The 26487-nt window shown below is 62.0% G+C and carries 21 protein-coding genes; 8 read left to right on the forward strand and 13 right to left on the reverse strand.

The window, feature by feature from the left end:
- Positions 1-85: 85 nt before the first annotated feature.
- The 3 genes from QP803_RS17005 (at position 86) to QP803_RS17015 (ending at position 4686) form a co-directional block, all read left to right on the forward strand.
- Positions 86-1570 carry a mannose-1-phosphate guanylyltransferase/mannose-6-phosphate isomerase gene (locus tag QP803_RS17005; RefSeq protein ID WP_434082928.1) on the forward strand — a complete coding sequence of 495 codons (1485 nt, stop codon included), beginning with the start codon at positions 86-88 and terminating at the stop codon, positions 1568-1570.
- Positions 1571-1756: 186 nt separating this feature from the next.
- Positions 1757-2974, forward strand: a complete 1218-nt coding sequence (locus QP803_RS17010; protein WP_284944662.1) for a glycosyltransferase — start codon at positions 1757-1759, stop codon at positions 2972-2974.
- 86 nt (positions 2975-3060) lie between these two features.
- The gene (locus tag QP803_RS17015) at positions 3061-4686 is read left to right on the forward strand and encodes a GMC oxidoreductase (protein ID WP_284944663.1); all 1626 of its coding nucleotides are present in this window, start codon (positions 3061-3063) and stop codon (positions 4684-4686) included.
- Positions 4687-4705: 19 nt separating this feature from the next.
- Here QP803_RS17015 and QP803_RS17020 read toward each other — a convergent pair whose 3' ends face one another.
- On the reverse strand, positions 4706-6040 hold the full coding sequence (locus QP803_RS17020; protein ID WP_284944664.1) for an oligosaccharide flippase family protein: 1335 nt from the start codon (positions 6038-6040) through the stop codon (positions 4706-4708).
- Between the two features lie 233 nt (positions 6041-6273).
- On the opposite strand from QP803_RS17020, the gene glf reads away from it, so the two are divergent.
- Positions 6274-7473 (forward strand): UDP-galactopyranose mutase, encoded by a 1200-nt coding sequence (gene glf / locus QP803_RS17025; RefSeq protein WP_284944665.1) that lies wholly within the window; start codon positions 6274-6276, stop codon positions 7471-7473.
- Positions 7474-7519: 46 nt separating this feature from the next.
- On the opposite strand, the gene QP803_RS17030 is transcribed toward glf, so the two are convergent.
- Complete coding sequence (locus QP803_RS17030) at positions 7520-7909, reverse strand: helix-turn-helix transcriptional regulator (RefSeq protein WP_284944666.1); 390 nt, start codon at positions 7907-7909, stop codon at positions 7520-7522.
- A gap of 391 nt (positions 7910-8300) precedes the next feature.
- Here QP803_RS17030 and galE point away from each other — a divergent pair, with 391 nt between their 5' ends.
- Positions 8301-9341: a UDP-glucose 4-epimerase GalE gene (gene galE / locus QP803_RS17035; protein ID WP_284944667.1), complete on the forward strand. Its 1041-nt coding sequence runs from the start codon at positions 8301-8303 to the stop codon at positions 9339-9341.
- A gap of 4 nt (positions 9342-9345) precedes the next feature.
- Here galE and QP803_RS17040 read toward each other — a convergent pair whose 3' ends face one another.
- Positions 9346-10674 carry a hypothetical protein gene (locus QP803_RS17040; protein ID WP_284944668.1) on the reverse strand — a complete coding sequence of 443 codons (1329 nt, stop codon included), beginning with the start codon at positions 10672-10674 and terminating at the stop codon, positions 9346-9348.
- An 8-nt stretch (positions 10675-10682) separates the two neighbouring features.
- Positions 10683-12119, reverse strand: coding sequence for an exopolysaccharide biosynthesis polyprenyl glycosylphosphotransferase (locus tag QP803_RS17045; RefSeq protein WP_284944669.1), 1437 nt, complete (start codon positions 12117-12119; stop codon positions 10683-10685).
- Between the two features lie 412 nt (positions 12120-12531).
- Between QP803_RS17045 and QP803_RS17050 the strand changes: the two genes are divergently transcribed.
- Positions 12532-13893: an outer membrane beta-barrel protein gene (locus tag QP803_RS17050; protein ID WP_284944670.1), complete on the forward strand. Its 1362-nt coding sequence runs from the start codon at positions 12532-12534 to the stop codon at positions 13891-13893.
- 80 nt (positions 13894-13973) lie between these two features.
- Here the strand turns inward: QP803_RS17050 and QP803_RS17055 are convergent, their stop codons facing one another.
- The 5 genes from QP803_RS17055 to QP803_RS17075 form a co-directional block, all read right to left on the reverse strand.
- Positions 13974-14522: a polysaccharide biosynthesis/export family protein gene (locus QP803_RS17055; protein WP_284944671.1), complete on the reverse strand. Its 549-nt coding sequence runs from the start codon at positions 14520-14522 to the stop codon at positions 13974-13976.
- A gap of 120 nt (positions 14523-14642) precedes the next feature.
- On the reverse strand, positions 14643-15416 hold the full coding sequence (locus QP803_RS17060) for a transglycosylase SLT domain-containing protein (RefSeq protein WP_284944672.1): 774 nt from the start codon (positions 15414-15416) through the stop codon (positions 14643-14645).
- Positions 15413-16498 carry a glycosyltransferase family 4 protein gene (locus QP803_RS17065; RefSeq protein ID WP_284944673.1) on the reverse strand — a complete coding sequence of 362 codons (1086 nt, stop codon included), beginning with the start codon at positions 16496-16498 and terminating at the stop codon, positions 15413-15415. The genes QP803_RS17060 and QP803_RS17065 overlap by 4 nt, the downstream gene beginning before the upstream one ends.
- The gene (locus QP803_RS17070; RefSeq protein ID WP_284944674.1) at positions 16495-17961 is read right to left on the reverse strand and encodes a hypothetical protein; all 1467 of its coding nucleotides are present in this window, start codon (positions 17959-17961) and stop codon (positions 16495-16497) included. The genes QP803_RS17065 and QP803_RS17070 overlap by 4 nt, the downstream gene beginning before the upstream one ends.
- A 4-nt stretch (positions 17962-17965) precedes the next feature.
- Positions 17966-20245, reverse strand: a complete 2280-nt coding sequence (locus QP803_RS17075; RefSeq protein ID WP_284944675.1) for a GumC family protein — start codon at positions 20243-20245, stop codon at positions 17966-17968.
- Positions 20246-20473: 228 nt separating this feature from the next.
- Here QP803_RS17075 and QP803_RS17080 point away from each other — a divergent pair, with 228 nt between their 5' ends.
- The gene (locus tag QP803_RS17080; protein ID WP_284944676.1) at positions 20474-21346 is read left to right on the forward strand and encodes a glycosyltransferase family 2 protein; all 873 of its coding nucleotides are present in this window, start codon (positions 20474-20476) and stop codon (positions 21344-21346) included.
- Here QP803_RS17080 and QP803_RS17085 read toward each other — a convergent pair.
- Both QP803_RS17085 and QP803_RS17090 read right to left on the reverse strand, forming a co-directional pair.
- Positions 21343-22509, reverse strand: a complete 1167-nt coding sequence (locus QP803_RS17085; RefSeq protein ID WP_284944677.1) for a glycosyltransferase — start codon at positions 22507-22509, stop codon at positions 21343-21345. The two genes, QP803_RS17080 and QP803_RS17085, sit on opposite strands and share 4 nt — an antisense overlap.
- A gap of 12 nt (positions 22510-22521) precedes the next feature.
- The gene (locus tag QP803_RS17090) at positions 22522-23154 is read right to left on the reverse strand and encodes a response regulator transcription factor (RefSeq protein WP_284944678.1); all 633 of its coding nucleotides are present in this window, start codon (positions 23152-23154) and stop codon (positions 22522-22524) included.
- Between the two features lie 313 nt (positions 23155-23467).
- Here QP803_RS17090 and QP803_RS17095 point away from each other — a divergent pair, with 313 nt between their 5' ends.
- Positions 23468-24514: a GNAT family N-acetyltransferase gene (locus QP803_RS17095; RefSeq protein ID WP_284944679.1), complete on the forward strand. Its 1047-nt coding sequence runs from the start codon at positions 23468-23470 to the stop codon at positions 24512-24514.
- 49 nt (positions 24515-24563) lie between these two features.
- On the opposite strand, the gene QP803_RS17100 is transcribed toward QP803_RS17095, so the two are convergent.
- Together QP803_RS17100 and QP803_RS17105 are read right to left on the reverse strand one after the other, a co-directional pair.
- Positions 24564-25115, reverse strand: a complete 552-nt coding sequence (locus QP803_RS17100) for a LuxR C-terminal-related transcriptional regulator (protein WP_284944680.1) — start codon at positions 25113-25115, stop codon at positions 24564-24566.
- Between the two features lie 396 nt (positions 25116-25511).
- Positions 25512-26261 (reverse strand): LuxR family transcriptional regulator, encoded by a 750-nt coding sequence (locus tag QP803_RS17105; RefSeq protein ID WP_284944681.1) that lies wholly within the window; start codon positions 26259-26261, stop codon positions 25512-25514.
- Positions 26262-26487: the final 226 nt, after the last annotated feature.

Genomic DNA, 26487 nt, shown 5'->3' on the forward strand with positions numbered 1-26487 from the left:
TCCTCCGCATGCTGAAGTTGAAGGGGGACCGCGCTTGATGTCACACAGCGCCAACCGCATCCACCTCGTCAAGGACAGTGTCATCATGGATACAAACATCAGCGCCATGGTGGATCTCTCACCTCTCGCCGATACAGCCGTGGCCTCCGCCACCGGCCCCATCGTTCCGGTGATCCTGTCGGGCGGCACGGGCACGCGGCTGTGGCCGGTGTCACGCGAAAGCTTCCCCAAGCAGTTCTGGCCCCTCGCCTCTGAACAGTCCCTCATTGCCGAGACCGCGACCCGCACGGCGGGCGGAGATTTCGCGGCCCCCGTCATCGTCTGCAATGAGGCGCATCGCTTTATGGTGGGTGAGCAGTTGCAGGCCGCCGGCATCAAGGGGGCCCGCATCCTGTTGGAGCCGGTGGGCCGCAACAGCGCCCCGGCCATTGCCGCCGCCGCCCTGCTGCTGGAGCAGGAAGACCCCCAGACCGTCATCTGTATGATGGCCGCCGACCATGCGATTCCCGATAGCGCCGCCCTGCGCGCTGCGCTGACCACCGCCGCCAAGGTCGCCCGCACCGGGCGCGTGGTCACCTTCGGCATGCGCCCCACCGCGCCCGAGACCGGCTTCGGCTATATCGAAATCGGCGCCCCGCTGGAGGACGCACCGGAAGCCCATACCCTGACGCGCTTCATCGAAAAGCCCGATGCGGCCCGCGCCGCCGAATTGATCGCCACCGGCCAAGTGCTGTGGAACTCCGGCATCTTCGTCTTCACGGTCGCGACCTTGCTCGAAGAAATGCAGCTTCATGCGCCCGAGGTTCTGACCGCGGTGCGCGGCGCGGTTGCGGCCAGCACCACCGATCTCGACTTCATCCGCCTCGGCCGGGCGGAATTCGCCGCCTGCCCGAATATCAGCCTGGACTATGCCATCGCCGAGCGCACCACCCGCGCCGCCGTCATCGCCGTCGATTTCGACTGGTCGGATGTCGGCAGCTGGAATGCGCTGTGGGAGCTCGGCAAGAAAGATGCCGGCGGCAATGTCGCCGTGGGTGACGTGATGCTGGAAGACGCCACCAACTGCTACGTGCGCAGCGACGGCATGCTGACCACGGTTCTGGGTCTGGAAGATGCGGTCGTCATCGTGACCGAGGATGCGGTGCTGGCCATGCACCGCGACCGCGCCCAGGACGTGAAGGCGATCGTGGAGCGGTTGAAGGCGCAAAAGCGGCCGGAGGCGGTACGCCACAACCGCGACTACCGCCCTTGGGGCCATTACGAGGTGCTGACGCTGGGCGATCGTTTCCAGGTCAAGCGCATCGTCTGCAAGCCCGGTGAGAAGCTGTCCTTGCAGAAGCATTTCCACCGTGCCGAGCATTGGGTTGTGGTCGAGGGCAGCGCCATCGTGACGCGCGATCACGAGGAGATTCTGGTGCGGGAGAATGAGAGCATCTACCTGCCGCTTGGCTGCGTGCATCGGTTGTACAACCCCGGCCGCATTCCGCTGACACTCATCGAAGTGCAGTCCGGCCCGTATCTGGGCGAGGATGACATCATCCGCATCGAGGACACTTACGGCCGCGGCTGAGGCCAATCCTGGGCGGCTTCAGGGTCAATCCCCGAAGCCGCTCATCCTATCGGCCGATACGACCGCGTATCGCATACCGCCTAGAGTGAGCGTCACAGGATGATGCGCGTCCCTTACAGTGCATGCTCAGACCACGCCGCATGATCATGATGAAGCGAGACCCAGATGGCTTACGTTGGAAACCACATGTCTGACAGTATTGCCGTTTCGACCCCGATACGCCCGCTTGGGCGTCACGAGGTCGGGGCGACCTGGGTCGATGCCGCCCGTCCCGCCGTGCCTGGCATGCGCATCGCCATCGTTCATGAATGGCTGCAAACCTTTGCCGGTTCGGAAAGCGTGTTGGAGCAGCTTCTGCTGTGTTTCCCATCGGCCGACGTCTTCGCCGTCGTCGATTTCATGAAGCCCGAAGATCGCGGCTTCCTGAAAGGCCGCAAGGTCCAGACCTCGTTCATTCAACGTCTGCCGGCCGCGAAGAAACTATTTCGCCATTACCTTGGCCTGATGCCCATGGCGATCGAACAACTCGATGTCAGCGGCTATGACCTCATCATCTCCAGCAGCCACGCCGTGGCGAAGGGCGTGTTGACAGGTCCTGACCAGATCCACGTCAGCTACGTGCATTCGCCCATGCGCTATATCTGGGATTTGCAGCATCAATATCTGAAGCAGGCGGGCCTGCGTTGGGGGGCCAAGGCCCTCTATGTGCGCTGGCTCTTCGCCCGTCTTCGGTTGTGGGATGTTTCCAGCGCACAGCATGTCGATCATTTCATTGCCAATTCCGGCTATATCGCGCGACGGATCAAGAAAGCCTATGCGCGCGACGCCGTGGTCATTCATCCGCCTGTTGATATCGACGGCTTCGCGCCGAGAGATCAGAAGGACGACTTCTTTCTTCTAGCGGGCCGTTTCGTGCCGTACAAGCGCGCCGACCTGATCGTGGATAGCTTCAGGCAGCAGCCACACCGTCGGCTGGTCGTCGTGGGTGACGGCCCGGAGGCCGCGCGGGTGCGCGCCGCTGCCGGCGGCGCCCCGAACATCGAGTTCCGCGGCGTGGTGGCCAAAAAAGAGCTGGTCGATCTCATGCAACGTGCGCGCGCCGTCGTCTTCGCGGCTGAGGAAGATTTCGGTATCACCATGGTCGAAGCACAAGCCTGTGGCACGCCCGTCATCGCCTATGGGCGCGGCGGCGTGACCGATATTATCATCACCGAGGATGGCGCGACGCCCACCGGCGTCTTGTTCGACCGGCAGGAGCCGGATTCGGTCATCGCCGCCTTGGAGACTTTCGATCGTCTTGGTAAAACGATGACCAGCGGCGCCTGCCGTGAGAATGCATTGCGCTTCTCGCGGTCAAGGTTCAGGAACGAGATCTGCGACTTGGTGAACCGGGTGGTGGCTTAGCCACCTGCCATGAGACGCCCAAGGCCCGACACCGTGTCGCGCCGGATGACTGGCTGACCTGTGAGTGGTGATATCGAGACAGCATCATGGCGATAATTGATCTTGCAACGACGTCCGAAAGCACGACCGTATCGGCCGATATCTGTATCGTCGGCGGCGGCCCTGCCGGAATCACGCTGGCTGCGGAACTAGCCAAGCAGGGGCTTCAGGTCCTCATCATCGAGAGCGGACATCTCGACCGCGAAGACGCGTTCACGGCGGGCCTCAATAATGTCGAGAATATCGGCGAGGACCGCATTCTGGATCAGTCCAAGCTGCGTAACCGGATCTTCGGTGGCTCCTCCCATAGCTGGTCCGGCCGCTGCACAACCTTTGACGATATGGACTATGACCGTCGGAGCTGGGTTGCCGCCTCCGGCTGGCCGATCACCAAGCACGATGTGTCCCCCTTCATCGACCGTGCGGCCGCGTATCTCGGAGTAAATCCCGCCACCTATGACACCTCGATCCTTGATCGGTTGAGGCTCTCCGCCGATTTCGACGCGACGAAGGCAAGCGCCATTCGATCCATCTTCTGGCAGTTCAGTCGCGAACGCGCGCCGCACCACGGCTTCGTGCGGTTCGGCCCGCGCTTCCTGCGGAATCCGATTCCTAACGTCTCCGTGACGATCAATGCGACGGTCACTGCCATCGAGACGAGTGCCGATGGTGGTCACGTCACCGCGCTATCCATGAAAACACCGGCCGGAATCGTCCATTCCGCGGTCGCGCGCATGTTCATTCTCTGCGCCGGTGGGATCGAAAACCCGCGCCTGCTGCTGGCCTCGAACGCGCAGGATCCGCGGGGCATCGGCAATCGGAAAGATCTCGTTGGCCGCTACCTCATGGATCATCCGCGCGCCCTGATCGGCACTTTCCCGGAAGGCGCGCAGTCTCGCATATTGCCGGAGTTTGGCGTTCGCTCCGATCGCAGCGGTGCGCGCTTTCAGCGCGGCCTGTCGCTTACGCCGGAAACGCAACAGCGGGAACAACTGCTCAACTGCGCGGCCTGGATCGTCTATGACTTTGCGCCCGATGATATCTGGAGCGCGCTGCGAACAGCCCGACGGTCCGGCAAACTCATGCCGCAAGTACGATTGGCGCTGCGCCATGCCGATCAACTGGTCGCCGGCGCCTGGTCGAAATATATCCGCAAACGCGCGCTTCCGCGCCGCGTCGGCCCGATCGAATTCCATCTCACGCTTGAGCAGTCACCCGATGCGGATAGTCGCGTCACGCTCTCCGACCGGACCGACGCGCATGGCGTGCCGCTCGCCACGATCGACTGGAAAGTAAGTGAGCGGGAGCGGCGCACGGCGATCTTCCTGGGACTGAGCGTCAACGAAGCGTTGAAGACATCCGGCCTGCCGACCACCACGCTGGTCGATTGGGTGCGTGACGAACGGCCCGAAGACGCCGTCTTCTTCGACGTTGCCCATCCCACGGGCACGACCCGCATCGGCCGCAGTGACGACGAGGGCGTCGTCGATTCAGACTGCAAAGTCTTCGGCGTCGATAATCTTTATGTCGCGGGCAGTTCCGTCTTCCCGACGGGCAGCCACGCCAACCCGACTTTGATGATCCTGGCGCTCGCCATACGCCTCGCGGATACTCTGGTCGCACGCATGGACGCCCCTCAGGTGGCCGCCGGCGTGGAAACCGTCTCCGCGTAAAGCTGGGTCCGAGAGCCGCTCAGCTTGAGCGGAGCTTCCCGACCCAACCCTCGAACAAGGTCATCAACCCGCGCGGCGCGTTGATAACCGCGAGGGTAGCGGTCGTGCTGAACGCCCGCTCACGGCGAAACAGGAAGACCACGAAGACCACCGTGATCAGCGTCTCGGTCGAGATCAGGGCGATCGCGGCGCCCGGTGCGCCCATCCACCGACACAGGACCGCAAGCAGCGCCAGGTAGATCAATGTGCAGACAACCGTGATGCGCGAAACTTCCCGGCTCCATCCGAGTGGAATGAGGAACTGGCGGGAGAGTGTGCCGGTCACGCCTGTCAGCAGCGGCAAGACGGACAGCCAGCGCAAAACCTCCGCCGCTTTGCCGAAGTGAGCGCCGAGAATGATCGTCACGATGGGCACCGCGCCAAAAAACAGCACAAGCGTCACCGCCGAGGCGAAGATGATCTGAAGCGCCAGAAACGGCCCGGCGACATTGGCCGCGGCGTCGCGGGACCGGGAGATCAAGGCATTGACGCGCGGATACATGACGATGCTGACGGGCACGATCAGCGCCATGACGATGCGCGCGATACGCTCTGCCCCGGCGAACAGACCGACCGACGTCGATCCTGCTGCGAAGGTCAGGAACAGCGGCGCCGCCGTCGAATAGGCAATCCAACTGCTTTGGGAGAGGAAGTAGTGGCGATAGTCCCAGATTTGCTGGAAGGCCTCGCCGAAGTGAATCCTCGGCTTGCCCATCTTCAACAACCGGCAGGCGATCAGGAAGCCGGCGCCGCTGCCGGCGAGCGAGCCGAAACCCTGCAGGGCACACGCAATCCAGGTGTCGCCGGGGTTATGAACCAGAAGGAAGGTCAGACCCACCACCACGATGCGGCCGCCGATGGAATAAAGCGTGAACAGCCCCATGCGTTCCAAACCCTGGACGAGCCAATCGACGCTCAACACGGCGGCGACGATGTTCATGACGCCGGGCAGCACGAGATAAATCGGATGTGGGACGCGATTGAGCTCCGCGACACCGAACAGAATAATGAGAGCCGCGAGTGAGAGAAGACTTTTGGCGGTCATGGTGCGCCAGAAGATGCCGCGGATCACATCCTCGTCACCATGCGCCTGCGCGATGTCGCGCGTCGCCCCGAGGGAGAAACCCCAGTCGATGATCAAGAACAGATAGGCATTGATGCTGATCACGAAGGCGAGAACGCCGTAATCCGCGACGCCCAAGGTCCGGGTTAGATAGGGTACATTCAGCATCGCCAGAATATAGCCGCTCGCCTGAAACGCGGTGGTCGAGGCTAGATTTCGGATAAGGCGGTTCGTGGCGGAGCGACCAGGCATGCAACCTCGCAGGGGACCATTTTCAAGCAATAGCGTCAGAGACGAGGGGCCGGTGACAGCAACGGCCTTCTGCACTCGCGCCGCAAACTAAAGCAATCCGCGCTGGGGCGATGTAGGCATTTCTAGATGCCGAGACTAAGCCAAATGGATGACGATCTTCCCGGAAGGCCTTACTAGGCGTCTGCAAGCAGGGTATCTAAACACCACACCCGTAACAGGATGAAGTTCTTACCATGCTCGATCTGATTGAAGATTGTGATGTCGTCATCGTCGGATCCGGCTTCTCTGGCGCCGTGATCGCGGAGCGTTGCAGTTCAGAACTCGGCCTGCGGAGCGTTATCATCGAGCGTCGGTCGCATGCGGGGGGCAATTCCTACTCCGAACCCGACCCTGATACCGGCATCGAAGTGCATCGCTATGGCGCACATCTGTTCCATACCTCCAACCGCGACGTCTGGAACTATATCAATCGCTTCACCGGCTTCACCGATTACAAGCATCGCGTTCTGTCGGTCTATCGCGACAAGATCTACACGATGCCGATCAATCTGCTGACGATCTCCCAGTTCTTCGGCAAGCACATGACGCCGCCCGAGGCGCGCGCGCTGATCGAGGAACATCGGGCCGAGATGGCCGGCAAATCCCCGAGCAATCTCGAAGAAAAGGCGATCTCGCTTATCGGCCGACCTCTCTATGAGGCCTTCATTCGCGGCTATACCATGAAGCAATGGCAGACCGACCCGCGTGATCTGCCCGAGGGCATCATCACCCGGCTGCCGGTGCGCATGAACTTCGATACGCGGTATTTTGAGGATACCTATGAGGGTCTGCCGGTCGATGGCTATGCCAAGATTTTCGACCGCATGTTGGACAGCACGAATATCCGCGTGCTCCTCGATACCGACTTTTTCGCTCTGAAGGAAAAGATCGAGGGATTGGGCAAGCTCATCTTCTATACCGGGCCGGTGGACCGCTTCTTCGACTATCGCTTCGGCCAACTCGGCTGGCGCACGGTGGATTTCGAGCGCGACCTGATCAATCGTAAGGACTTCCAAGGCGCGCCAGTCATCAACTATGCCGACGAAACCGTGCCGTTCACGCGCATTCTGGAGTTCCGGCACATGCACCCGGAGCGGAAATATACGGAAGACAAGACAGTCATCTTTCGGGAGTATTCACGCGCGGCCGGCGCGATGGACGAGCCGTACTACCCGATCGGCACGCCGGCCGACAAGGACATGTATGATCAGTATCGGACCCTCGCGGACGCAGAATCGAACGTGATTTTCGGGGGCCGCTTGGGAACCTATCGCTATCTCGATATGCACCAGGCCATCGGCGCGGCCCTCGCGACCTTCGAGAGGACAATCAAGCCGCGCTTTACGGCGCCCTCAAGCGAGCGCATCCCGACCGGTATGCAACCGGCCGCTTAGAGCCAGAACGTCATGGGATGCGGGAAAGGTCCCGCATCCTGCGACCTTAGCACCGGATGTGGGCGATGCATTCCATCCGTTCGTCGAACGGAACACGCTCCAATGCCACATCAGCCTCTGGTAACCGATCTTCGGCCATCCAGGTCTCGGCCGACGGGAGGCTGACGAGTTCGCGCTCAATGGCAATCTGCATCGCCATATAGCGGTCGAACTCCGCCTGCATCTGCAACCAGAAATCGACGCCGGTTTGGAAAAATCGGCCTAGGAGTTCGGCCGTTTGCCGCGTAATCGGCTTTTCGCGGGTCAGCAGCTTATAGAAAGTCTCTGGCGATACCCCCAGAAGATGGGCAATCTCTCCGTCGCTGCGACCTGTTGCCGGCATCAGGATATCGTTCAAAAAGTCCGCCGGATGCGGAGGGGGCGTCATATCCTGCATTGGGTCCTACCGCTCCACCTTTAGTTGCGAAAAATCAGGCGAGCCCATTCCAGATCTTTCATCGTCCGTGTTAGCAACAGCCAAAGCCAGAACCCCGTCGGTCACCAACGGATGCCTCATCATAACATTTTGTACTTTACAGTAACATTTGAGGATTGCTTTAGCCCCAGATAACACAATCCCGTGAGCTTGTCATGAGGCGCGTCGTCCTTGATCGTTCCCAACACCTACGTCGGAACTCATCCTTTTGGATGCAGTCCCTCATCCAAGGTCCTGGTCTGGTCGTCAAAAGACGAACTCGACCGCAGCACCGACCTGGAGCAATATCCGTCATGAGACGGCGCGTAATAGTCCAAAATCTTTCAAGTCGATCGTAGTCAGAGCGGGTAAAATGAGTCGCAAACGATTTCTCGTCACCGGGGGTGCTGGCTTCGTCGGCAGCCATATCGTGGCCGCTCTTCTTGCAGAGGGCCATGAGGTCGTGGTGTACGACAATTTGTCCTTGGGCCATCGCGCCGCCGTGCTGCCCGGTGCGCGCCTGATCGTCGGTGATCTCGCCGATGGTGCGGCCATCGACGCCGCGCTGTCGGATGGCCCCTGGGATGCCGTCTTCCACTTCGCCTCGCTGTCTCTGGTCGGAGAAAGTATGACGCTGCCATTCAAATACCTGCTTGAGAATGGCGTCAACGGGATCCGACTGGTCGAGGCCTGCGTAAGGCACGGCATTAAACGCTTTGTGTTGTCATCGACGGCCAATCTCTTCGGGGCCGCCGACCGCAGCCCAATTGACGAGACGGTCGCTATAAACCCGCATTCCCCCTATGGTGAAAGCAAGTTCATGGTCGAGCGCGCCCTGTTCTGGGCAGATCAGATCCATGGCATGCGCAGCGCGTGCCTGCGCTACTTCAACGCAGCCGGCGCCGATCCTGATGGTCGTCTGGGCGAAGATCATACGCCCGAGACGCATCTGATCCCCCTGGCGATCGACGCCGTTCTGGGCCGTCGGCCGCCGTTGTCGATCTTCGGATCGGATTACGCCACACCCGACGGCACCTGCATCCGGGACTATATTCATGTGACCGATCTCGCGGATGCCCATATCCGCGTGCTGACCCAGCTCGACAATCGCAGCGTTCACTACAATGTCGGCACCGGTCGCGGCTATTCGGTTCTGGAAATTGTGGAGTCGGTGGCCCGCGTCGCCGGCAAGCAGGTGCCGGCGACCATGGCCGGGCGGCGGGCCGGTGACCCGGCGGTATTGGTCGCGGGTGCCGACAAGCTGCGATCTGAAACCGGTTGGTCACCGCGCTTCACCGACCTCGATGACGTCGTGGGCACGGCCTTTCGGTGGCGTGAAGCGCATCCCCGTGGCTACGATGATGCCGTGGCGCGGTCAGCGCCGACATCCACACCGCAACGCGTCCGCGCCTAAAAGGTCAGTCCGTGATCTCAAGGATCACGGCATGATCGCTCAACGTCAGCGGGATTGAGGTCGCATCTCGCAACGTGCGGATGGGCTCTGTGCCCGTCGTGATGTCGTAGACCTTCACGCGTTTATGGGCGGTTGGGAAGGTCACGGTCACGCGGTCCTCACCGGCACGGCGCTCATTCCAAACTACAAGTTCGAAGGCCCCCGTACTCTTCTGCAACAGCAGGTCATGCACCGTGCTCGGCGGCTGCGCGATCGCATAGGGAAGGACACCCGGCGCCGGCACGGGCGTGTCGTCTGCCAGTATCGTCGTGAGGGTGTGGATATAGACCGCTGACGCCTTCGGTGTATTGCCGTGATACAGGCCCTGGTCGCCTGGGCCGCCCTCACCGTCTCGCAACTCATAGATGAAGGTATAGCGCCAGCCGCGTGTGAACTGGGCCAGATAGGTATTGGTCAAGACCGTGCCCTGGGTGCGCTCGCCGCCGGCATTCGTGGTCGTGTCCCACCCCGTCTCGGTCGTCACGCGCGGCACCGTCTGCAATTGGTCCTTGCTATAGCCTTGAAAGTGGCGAAACCAGGTCAAGCCGTTATTGCCGTACAACCCATCCCAGCGGTCACTCAAGGTCGGGTCGGCCGCATTCCAGGCCTGATTATCTCCGTAGGTACCGCCGTTTCCGCCGGTGCCCGTGACATAGTTATGCACGTTCACGTCGTCGAAGAAGTGCGTGCCTGCAGGGAAAGACGCCGCGAGGCCAGGCGGGATGGTGGCAAATTGCAGCCCGACGTCATCCGTCTCGGCCCCGGTTTCTGAAGGCCCGAAGATGGGATAGGCCTTGAGCAGGGGATGGGCTTTCACCGCCGCATAAAGATCGGCCTGAAAGCGCGCGACCGCGACCCAGCTATGGCCGAACCCGCCACCTTGGCGACCCTCATAGGTGATCGGGAAATTATTCGGCTCGTTCGGCCCCTCCAAGGCGAGCAGCGCCCCGGCCTTCGCCAGAACCTCACCCGATGCGATCAGCCCCTTGAGGTCACCGCCGCCGTTGAGGGTGAAATGCACCCCCGTCTTGCCGGCGATCATCACGTCGCTGGCCACGTTGCGCTCCCCGTCCCGCACCTGGCGAACCCCCAGATACTTGAGCGGCTCCACGTAAGACGCCGGATCATACCCCTGATCGACATGGGTATTGACGCCCAGCGACTCCAGGAAGTCGCTGGCGCTTGCGGCAAGGCCGTGGGGCGGCGCCGGAGCCGCCGCCATCAGCGGAAGCGCCATCACAACCGGTGTGATGGCGCGTCGGCCGAGGGAGGCAAGCCGTGGAATTGCGACCATTCTCGTGGTCAATGCGCCCCGCTGCGTCCCAGCACCGCCGGGAAGGTCTTCAGAAGCACCGCGATGTCCAGCCAGACAGTCCAGTTGTTGACATACCAAACGTCGAGCTGAACGCGCCGGGCGTAGGAGGTATTGCTGCGGCCGCTCACCTGCCAAAGACCCGTCACGCCGGGGCGTGTGCCGTAGTAATGGGCGATGTCATCCCCATAAAAGCGTGCCTCGTTCTCCACAATCGGGCGCGGCCCGACCAGGCTCATGTGCCGAAGGAGCACGTTGATGAGCTGCGGCAATTCATCGAGGCTCGTCTTGCGCAGAAAACGACCGACCGGCGTCACGCGCGGGTCGCGGCGCAGCTTCTGGTTCGCTTCCCATTCGGCGGCGAGAGCCGGATCCTTCGCAAGCGCCTCCTGCAAAACGCGATCGCCATCCACCACCATCGTGCGGAACTTCAGGCACGGGAAAGACTGCCCGCCGATGCCAAGGCGGCGATGCGCAAAGAACATCGGCCCGCCGCTCCGCAGGTTCATCAGCGCGACGACCAGGAAGATGGGGCTCGTCAAGATCAGCAGGATCAGCGCGGCAGAGACGTCGAGGACCGTCTTCACGACCTGAGCCAGCGGCCGAGACGCCCCATGCCGGAAGGACAGCATGACGACGTCATGGCTGAAGAAGCGGGTCGCTTCCCAAGCGGCGGCGGGCAGGGCGTGGGACTCAGGGGCAATGGCAAAAGGAATGCGTTCGCGAAGCGCCGATTCGATCAGCTTCCTTTGCAGTGTCTTGTCACCGTCGAGGGCGAAAAGAATGCGGTCGGCGCGAAAGCGATCGATCAGCGGCCATAGCAGCGGGCCACCACGACGAACCGTCAGCTCAACGGGATCGACGCGGCCAACGATTTCGAAGCCGAGGCCGGGGTCCGATGCAAGGGCTGCCTCCGCAGCAATGGCGCTCGCGCCTTCGCCGACAAGCACGATGGAAAGCGTCCAAACGCCAGCCTTCGACAACAGATATTTCGTCATGGCATTGGCGAATGTCGCGATGATCGGGAAGAGGGTGAACACCGCCATGGTCGGAACGCGATCGACAATGTCCCGGTTCAGGATAGCGACCACCAACTCCGCCGCGACAGCCCAGAAGCTCGCATGGAAAATCAGTTTCAGCTCGGTCCAGAACGGGACACGCTGATTGTATCGGCCATTGAAGACGACATAAGCGATCGTCGCGGCATACAGAACGGCGACATCCCGGAAGGACGCAAAATGCCCAAAGGCATCGGCGGGTGCGATCGCGGCCGGAAGAAGGCCGCAGCCGATCGCCACGATCAGGATGCAGAGCGTGACGGCGAGGCCATCCGCGACGCCGAGTGACAAAGCGCATGTGATGGGTGAGAAGCCAAGCTTGGCCTTGGCTGGAACGCCAGGCCGCGTCATCGCCATCTCGGCTAACACTTGGTGACTCTTTAGAAATGCCAACGGACTCTCCCAACCACACGTAGTTGCGTCACGGGGAGTTCTATTCTGGACACCGCGTTCTGAGACGGCGGCTCTTCGGATGCATCCATCACCTGGAAGGGCATGAAACTTTCGCCACCCGCCACGAAGGTTCACTGACCGATGGTGAGGGGGACTAGTCGAAGAGTGATCCGACGAGGTAGTGAGTATGACGGAGCGTAAGCTTCTACCTCTTTGGGAGATATCGGCTGACTGCCTCGTCGGCCTCAGTGGTTCTTGCCTTCCTCTCCCGTTCGCCCGTAGCTTGCGGTTCTGAGGCGCCTGCCCACGCCTGATGGCCGGAGCTGTTTGTCCGTGCACTGCGTTGCTTGACCATACGGCCATACCGCCTCGGACGGACCCTCAGCCCATGCAGATGACGTTTCAGACCCGCCTCAAGCCAGCCGCAGGACGGGAATGCTGGGCGGTTTCATCCCTGCTGGCGGCCACGATGCTCACCTGGGCGGGTGCGGCCTGCGCTCAAACGACCACCGATGCCTATTTCCCCACGGGCAACACGGGTTACGACCAGCAGCTCGGCGTGACAGTGCTCTCGCGCTTGCGCCCCGCCTACGATGCGCCCGGCATCCATCTCGGGGGCTTCACCATTCGCCCCAATCTGGACCAGACGATCTTCGACAACTCCAACGTGAATGGCAGTTCCGACTCCGGTGCAAGCTCCCGCAGCTGGGGCTCGCAGACCGCCGCCTCCGTCTCTGGCCAGTCGGATTGGAGCCGCAACAGCCTAGCGGCCACCGTCGGCGTAGACCACTTCCAGTTCTTCGGTCTGCCGAGCGAGACCTATACCGATTACAACATCGGCCTCTCGGCCGGCTATACCATCGGCGACTCTCCCCTCACCGCGTCTTACTCCCACCAGTCCTTCCATAGTCTCGGCACTGCCATCGGCACCGCGAAGTCTGACACGCCTCAGCTCAACGAAACCGATAGCGGGGAGCTGAGCTACACCTTCAATACCGGCCGCTTCGCCATCACGCCGACCCTGGATGTCAGTGCTTATCGATTTGGCGATATCACGTCCGGCGGCATCACACAGAGCCAGACCTCTCTCGACAGGAAGGTGATCGCGGGCGGCGTCGTGACCCGCTACGCGCTGACGGACGAGTCGCATCTCCTCTTCGTCTTCCGCGGCGTCGACACCATCTTCGACCTGTCGTCTGCGGACGGCGAGTCCAGTCCCAACTCGACGAGCGAGCTTTTCCTCACCGGCCTCGATTTCCAGGCAGAGAGCGTCTGGCGCTACAGCCTGTTGGTCGGCGTCGAAAATCGGTCATTCGCGAGCGATCTGTATGCGACAGAAACGGCGCCGATCGCGGCAGCAACGGTTGTGTGGACACCCACAGGTGTCCTCACCCTGACGGGCACCGCCTCCCGCACGGTCGAGGATCCGACGTCACCCGGCAATGACGGTTTTGTGCTGAATCAGGCGCGCCTAGTCGTCGATTATGAGCTGCTGCGTGACGTGCTTCTGCAAGCACGCGGCGGCATCCAATACGTCCAGTATCTGCAGAGCGGCAAGCAGACCAGTTATTCTGCGGGTGCCGGCGTCACGTGGTTGATCAATCGGAACCTGCGCCTGTCCTTGAACGAGGATTACACGACGCAGTCATCCGCGGACAGCGTGTCAGCCGATCAGGCCGCGCTGATCGAGGACCAAAGTGGCGCGTACCATCAGAACCTGGTCGCAGCGACGCTGCATATCGGGTTCTGAGGACGGCGGAAGACGCTGCGCTTTTCCGCCCTACAACGCCTCCGTAGGGCGGAAAAGCGCAGCATTTTCCGCCAGAAAGATCAGAAATACCGCTCGAAGATGGTCACAACGTCGCCCGGCAGAATCGGCTCGCCTCGGGTGGCACGTCCTTCGAAGGAGTGGCCATCGACGGTCCGCAGGATCGACACGTAGCCAGTCTGGGCGCGATAGGTGAAACCGCCGGCAATCGCCACGGTCGTCAGCGCCGTCATCCCCGGCTCATACGGATACTGGCCGGGCTTGACCACCTCACCCAAGATAAAGATGGGCCGGTATTCGGCGATCTCGACCGAAACGCTCGGGTTGAGAAGGATTTTCTTCTCCTTCAAATCGTCCTCGATGCTGGCTTCGAGTTGATCGGTCGTCAGGCCGCTCGCTGGAATCTGGCCCAGCAGCGGCACCGAGATTTGTCCACGGTCATTGACCGTGAAGCGCCCGGTCAATTGCGTCTGGCCAAAGATCACCACCCGGACCTGCTCGCCTGGCCCGAGGGTATAGGGGCCCGACTGCGTCACGGGCAAAGGCGGCAGCCCTGATCCAGGTGCGCAACCCGCCAGCAAAAGGCAACTCACCGCTGTGGTGGTCGCCATGCGTCGGATCAACGATCCTGTGCGACGTCGTGAATCGTTAAGGAATCGTGCCATTTTTAATTTTGCCCGGGTTGTCGAAATGCACGCACGGCATAGGATCTGTGCTGAAACAAGACGCTGTCAATGTGCATAGCTGAGGAGAACCTCTCCATGATCGCGACGCAGGCGCCGTTTTACGGTCTGGTGGTGAATAGGGGCTAACGACGGCACGCTCCAGTCATTCGTATCGGTGGGCGCTGCCGTGGCCGCCTGGGGATCGAGGGTCGCCGCCCAGGCTGTCTGAAGCAGGCTCAACTGCGTCGGCGGCGGAGGCGCCATCGCCACGTCTTCCCCCGGCAGCCGGTCGTTCAGTGCATTCTCGACGCGCTGACGATAGGGAACAGCGAGCGCCAGGGTCTGGGAGTGATAGAACCCCACCGCCTGGCGCCAATCCCCCGTCGATGCATGCAGCGACAGCAGGAAGCGCGCGGCGTAATCGGCATTCGCGGCCGGATCGAAGGCGACATCGACCGTCTGGAAGGCACGTGGGTGATACATCAGATTGACCTGCATACAGCCGGTATCGATTGAGGCTTGGCCCTTGGCCTGCGCCGCCTGCACCCACGCCACCGCCGCCGCCTTACTGGCGAAATAGTAGCTTTGGCCCTCGGATTGAACGGTCCAAGGCCAAGGTTGCCGCTGATGGGTCGCGGCATCCGGCCGACCTGATTCCACCTGCCCGATGGCGAACAGCAGCCCGGTCGGCAAGTTGTAGCGCTGCTCAGCGGCGCGTGCCGCAGTGGCACACAACCCACCCGGTGCCGCGTCCAAGGCCTCGGCCTGCGCGTCTGTCACGATGACACCCATCGCCAGCATCGCCCACAGCCCAAGGCCGAACCGAATGAACCGGCTCAAGACGCGCGCCTCACCACATCGGCCAATCTGCGCGCCGACGCGTCCCAGCTCAAAGACGCCGCGCGCGCCAAGCCTCGGGCTTTGAGCGTGTCGGCGAGACCGGTCTCGTCGAGCAGCCGTTCCACGGCCCGGACGATCGACACAGGCGCGTCATTGTCGAAATAGAGCGCGTCCTCGCCGCAGATTTCCTGCACCGCGCCACCGGCGGACGCGACCACCGGGCAACCGCAGGCCATGGCCTCCACCGGCGGCAGGCCGAAGCCTTCGTAGCGCGAGGGAAACAGCAGGCAGGCGGCATTCTCGTAAAGGGCGCGCAGCTCGGCATCCGTCGTGCGGCCAAGGCGACGTTCGCCCAGGCCATCGCCACTCGCATCCTGAAAGACGTCCTTGTTCGCGCCGCCGGCCACCGCGATGACCATGCCGCGCTTCTGCAACATAGCGCCGACTTCGCGCAGGGCCGAGAGGTTCTTGTGCGCGGCACGGCTGCCCACGACGAGGGCGAATTGACCGGGCACTAAGCCATGGCGGTCGAGAATGGTGGGGTCGGCGGGCACCCGCAAAACATGATCTGCGCCCTCATACATCACCGTGATACCGGCAGGGTCGAGGCCGAGCCGCTTGGCGATGCGCTGGCGTGAGAAATCCGACACCGTGGCGATTTGCGCGCCGGTCTTGGCGAGCGAATGCTGGAGGCCCTTGTACCAAAGGCGAAAGCGCCATGAGTAGGAATAGGGCGTGTCGAAGACACCCGCGTCATGAATGACCACGACCTGTCGGCGCCCCGCCAGCACCGGCGCCGTATTGCCTAGACTGATCAGCGTGCCGCGCCGCGCGGCCTTGGGAAGCTCCATCTGCTCCCACACATGGCCGCTGCGCGTGCCAACTTCCCGTGTTTGAAGGCGGCTGCTCGGAGTAGCGAGGCGCGTCCGGTTGCCCATCTTCGGTGTCAGCAGGGTCGTCTCCGGCCAGGCATCCATCTGCATCAGCCGCTCAATGGCACCGACAATTTCAGCCGAAAACCGCTGAACGCCGGTGACGGGCTGGGACACGAAGCGGCCGTTCAAGAATACAGGCCCGGTCATGGTGTGACGCTATCCATTTCTCTGCTGGGCGTTCGCGCGGGGGCGAGATGCCAGGTGCGCGCAGATGCGCGCGGCCTCTGCCCCGGGGAACGCTGTTCCGTGACGATGCGGGCGGCCGTTCCGACGACGCAGCCCAATTGAAGAAAGAACGCGAGGGAGCCGATGGTCGGTGCCGACAGCAAGGCCGCCGCCAATTGACCGCACAAGGCTGCGGTGAAGCCATCGACCACGATCTGGCCCTGATGGCCGCGCGATACAGCGCCGGCCCTGCGGACCAGCCGGGCCAGGCGCCAGCCGAGCAAAACGACCATCAACACGCCGAACACCCCGGCATTGGCCAAAAGCCCTGGCAGCAGGCTAGACGCGCGGAAGCTGCCCCAGCCGACGCCTAAACCATCCGTCTGGCCGATGGTCGCGACCGCCGAGGCATCAAGGCTGCTGCGGTCGGTGTAGGATTGGCTATCGCCCTTCGACATGGTCGAGGTGATCACGGTCTGCACCGAATCCATCAGTGACGGTTTCATGATGAAGGCGGGCACCAACACGAGGCTACCCACCACGGCCATGACGCCCGCGGTTTTCAGCAGTCGCGCCAAGGCTGTGCGATCGCCCCGTGCAGCCGTGAAGATCAGGATCACCGGCAGGCCGACGGCGAGCGTCAGTAGCCCCGTCGTCGATGTCGACAGCAGCATCGCGAAAATGGACAGCCCGAGCAGGATATTGACGCGCATGATGCGATGGCCATGCGCAGTCAACCACAGGCAGCAGAAACACAGGCCGGACAGATAGAAGGCCAAGCCTGCGGGTTCCGAGAAGGTGCCTTGCACGCGCGGAACCGAGCCCAGCGCTTGAGCCACGATCGCCCAGCCGGGATTGGAATAAATCACGTCGCTCGGGAAGGGCAAGCCCGCGATCCGTGACGCGAATTGCCAGAAAGCAATCCCGACCGCGATATAGCCGCCGAGCAAATAGGCCTTCATCAGCTTGCGATACGGAATGGCGTGACGCGTCACCAGCAACGCCGCGCAGGTCGCCACGCCGACGTTCATTGCCAGATACATCGATTGCGTGATGTTGCCGGAGTTGAAGGCGAGCGGAACATAGCCTGGGTTCAGCAAATCCGGCCGTTGCGGCCAGACCATGATGGTGCCCTGGAAGGTCTGCGGCAGGATCATCACCGACACCAGGGCATAGGCCAGAAGGGCGAAGAGCGGCAGCATGGTGGACAGCACCTGCCCTTCGCCGGGATAGCGCATGCCGAGGGCGTATTGAGCTGTCACATAGGTGACGAACAGCAGACCCGGCACCATCGCCGGCGGCAGGCCGAAGCTTCCGCCCAAAACCAGCGCTGCCCCGGCTTCGAAGATCGCCGCGACAAAAGCGAGCTGGAGCAGGCGCACAGGGTTGGCCGCCCACAGCAAGCTGAGCGGTATCAACACCAGGCCGAGGGCGGTCGGATGCATCCGTCTACGCTCGGTTGGGGCGATAGCCATCGTAATGGCTGAATGCATAGGACATCCGGCCACCCGAAATGGCGGCGGTGCCGAGATCGACACGCGTCATGACCACACCCATCACGGATGATCCGCTGCCGCGCAGCAAGCGCGCGGCGTCTGAAACGGCGGCGCGCGCCGTCTTCTCCCACCGCACCACCAACAGGGTGGTGTCGGCTTGCTGCCCCAGCACCAAGGCGTCAGCCACCGGCAGCACCGGGGGAGTATCCATGATGACAAGGTCATATTGCGCGCGCACGTCCTTCAGCAGGGCCTGCATGCGCTGGGATGCCAACATCTCCTGCGAATCGCTCTCGTTCCGGCCCGCAAGAATGACATCGAGATTGCGTCCCGGATTGCGGACGAGGTTCTTCGTATCGCCGAGGGATTTGCCGGACAGAATCTCGCACAGGCCAGGACCGGCGGGCAGACCGAGATAGCTGCCAAGCGACGGCCGGCAGAAATCGCATTCCAGAAGAAGCACGCGCCAGCCAACCGCCGCCATGTTGCGGGCCAGTTCCACCGCAAAGACGGACTTGCCTTCCTGCGGCAGCGCCGAGGTCACCATCACCAGGCGGGGACGATCCCCGCCGAGCAGACGCATTTGCCCGCGCAACCTGTCGAGAGACGCCGCCATCGCGACATCGCCCTTGCCTTTGCGATGGCGCAGAAACTTGCCATGGCGAATCTTGGGTATCATCGCCAGCAGGGGCAGGCCGAGCGTGCTCTCCACCTGCTCCGGCAGGCTGAATCCGCTGCGCATCCGCTCCATCAGGCAGGCGACCCCGACACCCAGAGCGAGTGACAGCATGGCGGCAATCGCCATCAATCGCGTGCTCTGCGGACCGGACGGGCCAATCGGCGGTTGAGCACTGGAAACGAGCGACGCATCCGGCTCCTGAATGCCGGCGACATTCGCAAGCTGGGCTGCGCGCGTCAGGAAGCTTTCGTAAATCTTCCGCGTGGCCGAAGCCTGCGTCTCCAGCGTGTTCAGACCGACCTCAGCCGAATTCTCACCACTGACGGAGCCGCGCAGTGTCTCCATCTGCTGTTGCAGCGCCCTCTGCTGCGCTTCGCCCGCCGCGACCTGCACGGCAAGGCTGCCCGCCACATGGGCCATCTGCTGCTGCGTCCGTGTTTGCAACCGCGCGAGCTGCGCCTGCACAGCCAGCAGTTCGGGGTTATTGGCGCCTTCGGAGGCGGCAAGCTGCGCTTCCCGCCCAGCCACTGCAGACTGCTCGGACAGCAGCTGCGCGACGAGGGGCGATGCTAGCACAGAGGGAAGATTGCTGGTCGATGTGCCGCCGCTCAGTGCCGCTTGCGCCTGCGTGAGCTCACCCTGCTTCTCGGTCAAATCGCGAGAGACCGCCACGAGTTGTTGACTGATGGCATCGAGTTGCTGCCGATTGACGGTCGGTGTGCCGGCAGCGTTATCGCCCGTCGTATCGGCGATCTGCTCGCCCAGGCCGTGGGTGAGGCGATATTGTTCCACCGCCTGATCGTCCGCGCGAACCTCGCTCGCAAGGGATGTCACCTGGCCCTGAAGCCAATCATGGGCGCGCTGCATCGCCGAGAACTTCTCTTCGACCTTAAAGTCGAGAAACTGCTTCGCAACCTCATTGGCGATCTGCGCACTCAGCACAGGATCATGGGTCGTGACCGAAACAGTCAAAAGCCGTGATTGCGCGTCATTGGCGAAGCTTATCTTCCCGCCGAGCATATCGGCGGCCATATTCTGCTTCTGCTCCGCCGTCGACGCCGTCACCAAGGGTGCCGGCATCAATCCGAACTTCTGGCCGTAGGTCTGAATGAGACCCTTCAGCTGTGACACGGGGCCGCCTTTGCCCGGCATGAACTCGGGGTCGTTCACCAAATTCAGGGACTTCACAACACCGAGAGCCAGTGCCGGAGAACTGAGGATGCCGATTTGCGTGCGCATCAGGCTCGCCACCTCCTCGGAATCGGAGGAAATGGCTTGCAGATCGCTGACCTGCGTGCGCTGCGGTTCAATGATGATGGAGGCATCGGCCGTATATTGCTTGGCCATGCCCTTCACGATCATGACCGTACCGCCCACACCGATGACGAAGGTGAGGATGATGATCCAAAGGTGACGCCGTAGAATCGACGCCACGCGGCCGAACGGAACCGCCACCGGCTCCAGCCCTGCACTGGGATCGGCCAGTTCTACCTGAAGATCATGCGCCCGCGACTGCGTCAGTGCGTAGGGCCGCTCGATTTTTGCGTCGTGCATCGGTCGCTATACCTTAACTAACCACCCTCGGGTTCCGACGAGTGATGCAGACCTCTTAGCACCCTTGCCCCAAGTCTCTCGATCAGCCCTGTGGTTAAGGGCGCGCCAATGACTACGCATTTTGGCTAGGTCGACGTGCCATGCGTGAAACCCTAGCCAATCGTCGTGGTCCGATGACAACCGCGTAGCAAAGCGCGGTTGAGCGGCATTCTTCTAAGGAGTTTCACTTTGGCGCTCACGATCGTGGTCGGCATCCCCACCGTGGGCCGCGCGTCGATCCTTCGCGATACCCTGGTCGCGCTCGCCCAGCAGACACGTCCCGCCGACCGCACCATCGTCTGCGGCAGCAAGCCTGCGGACGTCGCCGGTGCCACCACCGTTGCGGGTGTCGAGGTCGTGATGGCGGAGGCCGGCCTGCCCCGCCAGCGCAACGCCCTGATCGCAGCCTCGGGCGACGCGGACGTCATGGTTTTCTTCGACGATGACTTCATTCCTGACCCCGGCTATCTCGCGGCGATCGAACGGCACATGGAACAAGACCCGACGCTTGCTGTCGCCACCGGGCACGTGCTCGCGGACGGCATCGGCGGACCTGGCTTGACCTTGCAAGCAGCCGAGCACGCCATCGCCGCCGGCATGTCCGGCACGCGCGGCGCCACGCCGGTCTTTTCGGGATACGGCTGCAACATGGCGGTGCGGCTGACGATGATGCGTGCGCATCAGCTCTGGTTTGACGAGCGTCTGCCGCTGTATGGCTGGCAGGAAGACGTCGATCTGTCCCGTCGCATGGCGGCGTTCGGGACAGTGATGCGGATCGAGGACGCGCGTGGCGTTCATCTCGGCACCAAGCAGGGTCGCAACTCCGGCGTGCGACTGGGCTATTCGCAAGTTGCCAATCCGCTCTATCTCGCTGGCAAGCGCGCCGGCTATCCGCTCGGTCGCGCTCTGGAACATATCGGCCGGAACGTCGCAATGAATATCGCTCACTTCCCGCGCCCCGAGCCCTATGTCGATCGGCGTGGACGCCTGCGGGGCAATCTGCTCGCCCTTCGCGATCTCATCAGCTGCCGTATGGCGCCGGAGCGTGTGCTCTCGCTCTAATGCGGCAGTGACGCGACGGCCGGCGCCGTCACCACCGGGAATTGCGGCATGACAGTCGAAACGCTTTCAAGGGCCGCTGCCGCCATCCGCGCGTAAACCGCCGGCTCGCCGTGCAGCATGCGCAAGCCTTCCGCCGCGGCCGTCACATCCGGTTCCGCCCAGGTGCTGCCTTGATAGATAGCGGCGGGATCTTGGACCGCGACGAGTTCGTACGGTACAAGAACGCTATTCGCTTCGGTTGTGAAATCGACGTTTCCGGACCAGCCCGTCGCGACCACCGGTATGCCCCTGGCCAATGCTTCGAGCATCGGCAGACCGAAGCCCTCTGCGCGGTGCAGCGACAGCAGCACATCGGCACGCTCATAAAGGGCGGACAGGCCCGCATCATCGAGATGCGCGCGAATGATTTCGATGTTGGCCGCACGAACCTCCGCGCCCAGCATTGCGGTGAAGGCCTCGACTTCATCATCACGCCCTGAGAGCTTGAGAAGAAGGCGCGCGGAAGGGGACGGACCGAAGGCGGCCACGAAGGCCCGCACGGCCCCCGCCGGATTCTTCCGTGACAAGCTGGACCGCGTATCCGCCATGGTGAGGACCGTGAACGGGCCGCGCGCATCGCGCACACGCGCCGGCTGGGGGCCAAGGTAATGCGGCACCACAATGACCGGCTTGCGGATCAATCGGCGCAGGCTCGTCTGGGAAAAGACGCTGGGCGTCCACACTTCATCGACATTGGAGTCACAACCCGCCCAATCCTGCGGCGGATCCGGAAGCTCCCAGGCCCAATAGGCGATCCGATAAGCCCGCGCGGCCTGGGGCAGCACACTGCCGATCAAGGCGGCCGTCTGCGGGCCGCCGGAGTGGAAGATATAGACCGAACCCGCCTGGTGCTTCACCCGCACCAGGGGATTGCGCAAGGCCGCCGTCGCATCGAGAAGTTCGACATCGATCCCCAAGCGGCGAAACGCGTCCCATTGGAGATAGGCGCCACGGGTGATGCCGTTCTGCTTACCGAGGGCGGCGACGATGATCACGCGGCTGAACACCCGCTCACCCGAGCGACCACCGATCAATCCCTGTGTCAGCATCGCATTGCCGGCGAGGTAGGTGTCCATCAACGCGCGCTTGAGGCCGCGACCTGTCGCCGCAATCGGTGATCTCACAGGATCTACTTCCTAATTCGCCTCGGCGTCGCCGTCCGTTGCCTGCGCATCGCTCTCATCGCGCGCGCTCGCATGGGCTTTGAAGGCCGCTTGCGTTCTGTTCGAGGCGCCCATCTTACGCATGATATTGCGAATATGCACCTTCACGGCGCTTTCGCTCATGCTCAGGTCCCGCGCGATCACCCGATTGGCCTTGCCCTGCTTCACTTCGGCCAAGACCGCGATCTGACGCGACGTCAGCAGGTCGCTCGGTTCAGACTCGGTTGCGGTGATCGGTTCGGGTTCCGTCGTCAGGAGAAGGTCGAGGGGGGCGAAGGTGCCACCGGCCTCCACGAATCTCAGCGACGCGACGGCCATCAGGGCGCTCGTCGTCCGTGTGCAGATATAGCCATTCGCGCCGCTGCTGAGCGTGTCGCGAATGGCCTTCCGCTGCACACCTTCGTTGGCATCAGACAGAACAACGATTGGCGCGTCACTGAACATTTCACGCAAGGACGCGACGTCACTCGACAAATTGATGACGTCGGAATGTGCGTAATAGAGAATAAGACCCCAATCGGCATCCGGCACCGCCGTGACACAGCTTTCCAACGTCTCATAAGGCTCGATCGCAAGCGATGGCTGTAGGGAAACCAGTGCGTCCATAACGCACTCGCGCGTCAGACGGTGACTGTCTATCCAGGCAACGCGAAGAGGGTTGGCACTCATCAGCTCGGTCTGCACTCGCACATAGGAAAAAGCTTCCGAAACGTTCCAGGTCCTGTTTCATCGAATAGGATATTCGCGGTCGCCCGCCAATCACTCGCGCCATACCAACAATTGCTAAATTGCTTCATCGCTAGGGGTACGAGATGAGGTGTTGGTGCCCCTATGTTCGCGCGAAAGCGAGACCCTCATGTCTATGTCGATTTCGACGCCTTGGCTTGTAACCCTTCGAGATAGACTCTTGGGTGATCAGATGAGACAGAATTCGTCGAGCACCAAGCAGGCGCGTTTCTCACCCTTCGTGACGCCGCGCGATGGTATGACGCCGACCCGTCCAGTGCCTCTGGCCACGGATGCCGCCGCCCGTCCGACCCGCGGCACGCTTCCCGTAGCGACCCTCTTCCATGAGCCCTGGTGGCTGGAAACGGCGACCGATGGCACGTACCAGGAAGCACGGGTATATGCCGATGGCGCGGTCATCGGGCGACTTCCCTATATGATATCGAAGAAGTTCGGCCGGCAGACGGCACTGGTCATGCCGACCATGACGCATGTGCTCGGCCCATCCCTGACGACCGACCTCGCGGGCAGCCGGCTGACGCGGTCGCTCAAGACCGTCTCGATCTGCGGCGATCTGATCGCCCAATTACCCCCTGCATCGCATATCTGGTTCGAATGCCATGGCCAGACGCCTGAGACTGTGGCGTTCGAATCCGCCGGGTTTTCGTCCGGTGTGCGCTTCACGATCGAAATCTCGCCAGAGCCGGTGGAGGCTCTGTGGCGCCAGATGCGCGACAAGACACGCAACGTCATTCGTCGCGCGCAAGAGACGCTGACGGTCGAAGAAGTGGTCGATCCGAACCACTTCCTGAACTTTTACGAAATCAATCTGCAGAAACGGGGGCTGCGCAACAATTATGACCGGCGCCTCTGCGGAAACCTCATGGCGGAGGCCATTCGGCGTGGCGTCGGCCGCTTGTTGGTCGCCACCGACGCGTCAGGCGTCCTGCAATCCGGAATCTTCACCGCCTGGGATGGTCGTTCGGAATACTACCTGATGTCGACCCGCTCGCCAGAGTCCGGTAACGGGGCCACCAGCCTGCTCATCTGGCATGCCATTCAGCGTGCCGCGTCGGCCGGTCTAACGTTCGATATGGACGGGGTTCACGGCAAGAAGAATTTTACGCTTCTCGCCGGCTTCGGCGGTGTCCTGAAACCACGCTACTTCGTGAGCCGGACATCGGCGATGTTTCAGGTGGCGCAGTATATCAAGAGTGGCTTGGTCGGCCGCGCCAGCTAAGCGGCGGCCGCCGGAACGTGCAGACCCGGCGCCTTCCGGCGCCGGATCCTCAGTCCGCCGCCATCATGGCTTGGACGTTGTCAGGGCAAAACTTCAGGGCATTGAACGCGGCCTGCGTGCGGTTGGTTGCACCCATCTTGCGCATGATATTGCGGATGTGAACCTTCGCCGTGCTCTCGCTCATGCCAAGCTCATGAGCGATGATCTTATTGGCGCGGCCTTGCTGAAGCTGGGCCAAGACATCCTTCTGACGCGCCGTCAGGCGATAAGGCGAGGCTGGCTCTTCCACCGCCGCGACGGGCGCAGACGGCTCAGACAGAAGAACCTCGAGGGGGGCGAAGGTTCCGCCCGCCTGGACGAAGCGAATGGCGGACAGCGTCATCGACAGGCCTGTGGTGCGCGTCGATATGAACCCATTGGCGCCAGCCTTCAGCGCGCCACGAATGGTATTCAGCTGATGGCTGTCTTCCAAATCCGACAACATGATGAGGCGGGCATCCTGGAAAGCCTCACGCAGAAGCTCAGTCTCGCGGATGCAGACCTCATAAGACGAATGCGAATACAGGATGATGAGGTCGAACGCGACGTCCTTGCTGTCCATGCACTCTTTGACAGAGGCAAAGGCCAGAACACCAGGAACCAGCTGTAAATCGGACATCGCCCGCAGGATGCACTCGCGCGTCAGCGAATAGCTGTCGATCCACGCTATCTGCATTCCAAGTGCGGGCGGACGATGATCCGTCATCGCGGGCACAGAGATGATCGGTTGGATGGCCGAGTCACATTCGTTCGATGCATTGCCTCGAAGCATTTGGTTAAGCCTTTCAGTCATGTCAGTGAGCATATGTGCTCGGTCACGCCTTACCTAGCGTAGGTTTAGGAAATTTGCAGCGGGAGTACACCCTTTTGTCTATGCATTACGCTAAGACCCAAAAGTCGTAGTGAATTCCATCCCACTGAAATAATTACGGAAGATGCTATGCGGTCATGGTGTCCATCATCTTTCCGGTATCTTCGGGCCGGTTTCCACCACCGTAAGGCGCTCCACATTGAAGGCCGCCTGGGTCCGATTCGTCGCGCCCATCTTTCGCATGATGTGGCGCACATGAACTTTGACCGTGCTCCCACTCATACCCAGCTCGTAGGCAATGGTTTTGTTGGCCTTGCCTTGCCTGACGAGGGCGAGCACTTCGGTTTCGCGCTGCGTGAGCCGATGCGGTTCGGCGTAGCCTTGCCGAACCTGGGGCCGCGCGACACCGCTCGGCTCTTCCATCAAAGCCTCTCGCGGCAAAAAGGTTCCGCCTGAACCAATCAAAGCAATCGCCGAGACCAACATCTGAAGCCCGGCCGTTCTGGTTGAAATCAGGCCGGACGCGCCATGCGCCATCACCTGCCGCACGACGGCAAGTTCGATTGTGACAGCATCCGAAAGAACCACCAGCCGGGCGCCCACGAACCGCTCGCGCAGCAGAGCGAGTTCCTCGGTAATGACGTAGTCTGACTCATGCGAGTGATAGACGATCAGATCTATGTCGGCGCCGACATGCCGCAGGCAATCAGCCGTAGAATCGAAAGAGATGATCACGAACAGCGGGCGTGTCTTGGCAAGCGCCATCGTTATGCATTCGCGCGTCAGGCGCGATGCATCGATCCAGCCGACGCTGACGATCCCGGAGGATGCATCGACCGCATGGTCAGACTCGTCCTGCCTGACGGGTGCGGCTTGGCGCTGTGCGGAAGCGACCATTGCCGTCAGTACCGTGAGGCCGGAAGTGCGACGCTCGCCACGAGTTGGTTAAGAATCATGTCTTTCGAACTGGCCTAAAGGAGTACGTGCGATGTGTTGTCACCATCTCTCCTGGCATAACGCCTCGAAAGGGAGCCCTATTTAGGGCATCACCTTGAATCGGCACGCGATCGTGATCGCCAAACGTTCTCCTTTGAGCCGCGCGGCCACGCCAAAAGGGCACGAC

Origin of the sequence: Acidisoma sp. PAMC 29798, from assembly GCF_030252425.1 — a bacterium.
In the GTDB taxonomy this organism is placed as follows: Bacteria; Pseudomonadota; Alphaproteobacteria; order Acetobacterales; family Acetobacteraceae; genus Acidisoma; species Acidisoma cladoniae.

Bases quoted from the DNA above. Each gene is read 5' to 3' on its own strand.
- QP803_RS17020 (WP_284944664.1), bottom strand. From the start codon at position 6,040: ATGCCTGGTCGCTCCGCCACGAACCGCCTTATCCGAAATCTAGCCTCG.
- QP803_RS17005 (WP_434082928.1), top strand. From the start codon at position 86: ATGGATACAAACATCAGCGCCATGGTGGATCTCTCACCTCTCGCCGAT.
- galE (WP_284944667.1), top strand. From the start codon at position 8,301: ATGAGTCGCAAACGATTTCTCGTCACCGGGGGTGCTGGCTTCGTCGGC.
- QP803_RS17075 (WP_284944675.1), bottom strand. From the start codon at position 20,245: ATGCACGACGCAAAAATCGAGCGGCCCTACGCACTGACGCAGTCGCGG.
- QP803_RS17095 (WP_284944679.1), top strand. From the start codon at position 23,468: ATGAGACAGAATTCGTCGAGCACCAAGCAGGCGCGTTTCTCACCCTTC.
- glf (WP_284944665.1), top strand. From the start codon at position 6,274: ATGCTCGATCTGATTGAAGATTGTGATGTCGTCATCGTCGGATCCGGC.
- QP803_RS17050 (WP_284944670.1), top strand. From the start codon at position 12,532: ATGCAGATGACGTTTCAGACCCGCCTCAAGCCAGCCGCAGGACGGGAA.
- QP803_RS17010 (WP_284944662.1), top strand. From the start codon at position 1,757: ATGTCTGACAGTATTGCCGTTTCGACCCCGATACGCCCGCTTGGGCGT.
- QP803_RS17040 (WP_284944668.1), bottom strand. From the start codon at position 10,674: ATGGTCGCAATTCCACGGCTTGCCTCCCTCGGCCGACGCGCCATCACA.
- QP803_RS17090 (WP_284944678.1), bottom strand. From the start codon at position 23,154: ATGGACGCACTGGTTTCCCTACAGCCATCGCTTGCGATCGAGCCTTAT.
- QP803_RS17065 (WP_284944673.1), bottom strand. From the start codon at position 16,498: ATGACCGGGCCTGTATTCTTGAACGGCCGCTTCGTGTCCCAGCCCGTC.
- QP803_RS17070 (WP_284944674.1), bottom strand. From the start codon at position 17,961: ATGCATCCGACCGCCCTCGGCCTGGTGTTGATACCGCTCAGCTTGCTG.
- QP803_RS17015 (WP_284944663.1), top strand. From the start codon at position 3,061: ATGGCGATAATTGATCTTGCAACGACGTCCGAAAGCACGACCGTATCG.
- QP803_RS17055 (WP_284944671.1), bottom strand. From the start codon at position 14,522: ATGGCGACCACCACAGCGGTGAGTTGCCTTTTGCTGGCGGGTTGCGCA.
- QP803_RS17105 (WP_284944681.1), bottom strand. From the start codon at position 26,261: ATGGTCGCTTCCGCACAGCGCCAAGCCGCACCCGTCAGGCAGGACGAG.
- QP803_RS17100 (WP_284944680.1), bottom strand. From the start codon at position 25,115: ATGGACAGCAAGGACGTCGCGTTCGACCTCATCATCCTGTATTCGCAT.
- QP803_RS17030 (WP_284944666.1), bottom strand. From the start codon at position 7,909: ATGCAGGATATGACGCCCCCTCCGCATCCGGCGGACTTTTTGAACGAT.